3 protein-coding genes and 2 pseudogenes are annotated in these 3062 nt (G+C 57.5%); 4 read left to right on the plus strand and 1 reads right to left on the minus strand.

The features are described from left to right. A partial coding sequence (locus PYR71_RS30485; RefSeq protein ID WP_143541173.1) for a transposase occupies positions 1-246 on the minus strand: 246 nt, incomplete at its 3' end. Between the two features lie 446 nt (positions 247-692). Between PYR71_RS30485 and PYR71_RS30490 the strand changes: the two are divergent. The 4 genes and pseudogenes from PYR71_RS30490 to PYR71_RS30500 form a co-directional block, all read left to right on the plus strand. Beyond that, positions 693-1348, plus strand: a pseudogene (locus tag PYR71_RS30490) (nodulation protein NodZ); the annotation flags it as partial. A gap of 154 nt (positions 1349-1502) precedes the next feature. Continuing rightward, positions 1503-1664 (plus strand): nodulation protein NodZ, encoded by a 162-nt coding sequence (locus PYR71_RS31130; protein ID WP_408988003.1) that lies wholly within the window; start codon positions 1503-1505, stop codon positions 1662-1664. Between the two features lie 153 nt (positions 1665-1817). Beyond that, positions 1818-2189, plus strand: a complete 372-nt coding sequence (locus PYR71_RS30495) for a hypothetical protein (RefSeq protein WP_077989437.1) — start codon at positions 1818-1820, stop codon at positions 2187-2189. Positions 2190-2205: 16 nt separating this feature from the next. Continuing rightward, positions 2206-2968, plus strand: a pseudogene (locus PYR71_RS30500) (IS5-like element ISRel11 family transposase). The last annotated feature ends 94 nt before the right edge of the window (positions 2969-3062 follow it).

Genomic DNA, 3062 nt, shown 5'->3' on the forward strand with positions numbered 1-3062 from the left:
GATCTCGCGCAAGACATGATCCCAAACACCCGCTTTTCTCCATCGCACAAAACGGTTGTAGCAGGTGGTATAAGGCCCATATCGTTCCGGCACGTCTGCCCAAGGCGAGCCTGTGCGGAACCGCCACAAAATGCCGTTGATCACTCGCCGGTCATCGACCCGCGGCACGCCGCGAACCTTGTTGGGCAACAAGGGCTGAATAATCGCCCACTCGAAATCAGTCAGGTCGAAACGACGGCGAGTCACGCAAGGCCTCCAAATCAAAGCCTCATTGAATCATCACCCATCCGGTTAGAAAACCCCGTTTATGAGTTTGCAGCCTAGATCGGCGCCATCCTCGATGAATCGGCGAAGCGCGCCAACATGAGCCGTACCGCAACATACGTCACAGCCAATTTGCGCGGAAGCTCCGGCCTCTCGCTCCGACCCAAGTGCGATGCCGATGGGTTGGATCGGGTGCGAGATAAACGACTGAACGATGACGGAGCGATATGCGGCGACTTCACCGCCCGGACTGAAAAGGCGTATGGCGCCGCAACTTCCAGTCTGGCGGAAAATCGTAAATCTGTGAGACGAAGGGTCATGCATAAAAATTGGCGAGAATCACGATCGCTGATGCAGGTCCGGGAATTGATATGCAGAATTTCAGCAGAATTTAAGCCGATGCGCTTTTCCAGAACAAGGCAACGAACATGCTCGCTGGCGACCTGAAGAGGGATCGGTATGTTGTTTCTCGACGGCGGACTGGTTTCGGTGATTGTCTCTGTTCGCTGGCGGCAGCTTGGCGCTATGCACAGCGAACGGGGCGGACGCTGGCCATCGATTGGCGTGGCTCCTGCTATCTCAATCAACCCTTCACCAACGCTTTTACGGTGTTCTTCGAGCCGATTCAAGATATTGCTGGCGTACGGGTTATTTGCGATGACCAGATCACCAGTTCTCATTTCCGGGACCGTTCTTCCCATCATGGTGGAACAAGCCCTCAATCGAGAGCGTTTACCGCCCCGATGAACAAATTTTCCGGGAACGTGAACCGAGCTTCTTTAAGCCCAGGACGATACTGATGCCAACACGGTAGTTTGTGATGCCTATGTGGCGGTGCGACCAAGCTGCCGAACGCCAGATATTTCAGAGCCTCAACCTTAGACCGGAAATTCCGGCTCGTATTCACGCCATCGATCAGGAGCACTTCAAGGGGCGCAGTATCATCGGTGTGCACGTACGGCACGGCAATGGCGAAGATATAATGGACCATGCGCCCTACTGGGCCGATCCGGAGTTGGCCTTACGCCAGGTGTGCACTGCCATCGAGAAGGCCAAAGCGCTACCGCATCGACGCCCTGTGATGGTTTTCTTGTGTACGGACAGCGCGCAGGTACGGGACCATTTACTCGGTGTGTTTCCCGATCAATCACTATCCCGAAATGCTTCCAGGAGGGCCAGGCCGGCCATTACACAGTGCATCGCTCGGAGTGGACGGCGGTATCTCTGCTCTTACAGAGATGTACCTTCTCGCCCGATGCGATACGGTAATTCGCTTTCCGCCGACCAGCGCCTTCACGCGCTATGCCCGTCTCTTCGTGCCACGTGTTATTGAGTTCGACTTGAAAGATCCGACTCGCTTGATCTTGACTGATGAATCGTCCGAGCATGAGCCGGCTTGATGAACCGGCACTCCGCTGAACAAATTCTCGGCGCCCTCGATTGAGGAGAGGTGTTCACTGGATCGCGATGTAAGCGCAGCACGCGACGAGGCAAGGCGGGGGCGCATCCTCTCCTAGCGTCTAGCGCGTCCAAAGGCTTGCTGGATCATTGTTGTGAAGGGTAGCTATTGGGCGCCTTCGGTGAATGGAAACGGCACCGCGCGCTCGACCCGCATCATTGGCATAGCAAGCTCGCACGTCGGCGATTCCGATGGGACGAGGACGTTCGCGCGCCACAGCCTCGTCGGCGCCTTAGCCGACGCCCTGCCTGATGCGAGGGCGTTCGTCGGGCTTGGTCGACAGATTGCCATCAAGCTGATGTTCGTGCTCTATGCGGTCGTGGGCGTGGCCGGTGCCGTTCTTTATTCCCGCATCCCGACACGTCTGGCAAACCGCTCGACCACAGAAGCCGCCGCCGCGCTAGGCTGTAGTGACAAATTAATGATTTGGGATTCCGTTTTGGGAGCAAATCAGATTCAACGCTGACTTTTGGAGGTTGGCGATGGATGGTGAGGTTCTTCGAGACGATCAATGGGAGCGGCTGAAGCCGTTAGTGCCCGGCGGTCGCAAAGGCCGGCGCGGTCCGCGTAGTGACGGACGCCGGTTCTTCGATGCGGTATTGTGGCTCGCCCGGTCGGGTGCGCGCTGGCGTGATCTGCCGGAAGACCGCTTCGGCCCCTATCAGACGATCAAACGGCGCTACTATCGCTGGATCGAACAGGGCATCTTCGACAAGATTTTCGAAGCCGTCGCGATCGATCCGGATATGGAGTGGTTGTCCATCGACGCCACGGTGATCCGGGCACAAGCGCAAGCGGCAGGCGGACGCCGAAAAAGGGGGGACCGCAAGCCCAGGCTCTCGGCCGTTCCCGCGGGGGATTTGGCAGCAAGATCCATGCAGTAGTCGATGCGCTCGGCTTGCCGGTGCGCCTTCACCTGGGACCCGGCCAGCAGAATGATATGGCGCCTGCCTGCGATCTCGTCCGGGGGCTGCCGGCCAAGCAGGTGCTCGCCGACCGCGCCTATGACGCCGACAGCCTGCATGACATTACTCTCGAACAAGGTGGCGAACCGGTCATTCCACCACGCCGTCATCGAAAGTATCAGCAGCCTACGACCGCATCGCCTACAAGGCCCGCTGGGGGATCGAGAGCTTCTTTGCAAAGCTCAAGCAATGGCGGCGAATCGCAACGCGCTACGACAAAATCGCCGCCAACTTCATGGGATTCATCAAAATCGCCGCCATCATGCTCTGGCTCAAATGATTAAATTGTCACTACAGCCTAGAGCGTTTCAGGTTTTCACGGAAGCATATCCGGCATTGGCGAAGTAGTTGCTGCATTCGCTGGGCTCGATGGT

Source organism: Rhizobium mulingense (assembly GCF_029194105.1).
GTDB lineage: Bacteria > Pseudomonadota > Alphaproteobacteria > Rhizobiales > Rhizobiaceae > Rhizobium > Rhizobium mulingense.

What these genes read in the sequence shown, in the direction of transcription:
- PYR71_RS31130 (WP_408988003.1), top strand. Translation starts at nt 1,503, where the DNA reads ATGTACCTTCTCGCCCGATGCGATACGGTAATTCGCTTTCCGCCGACC.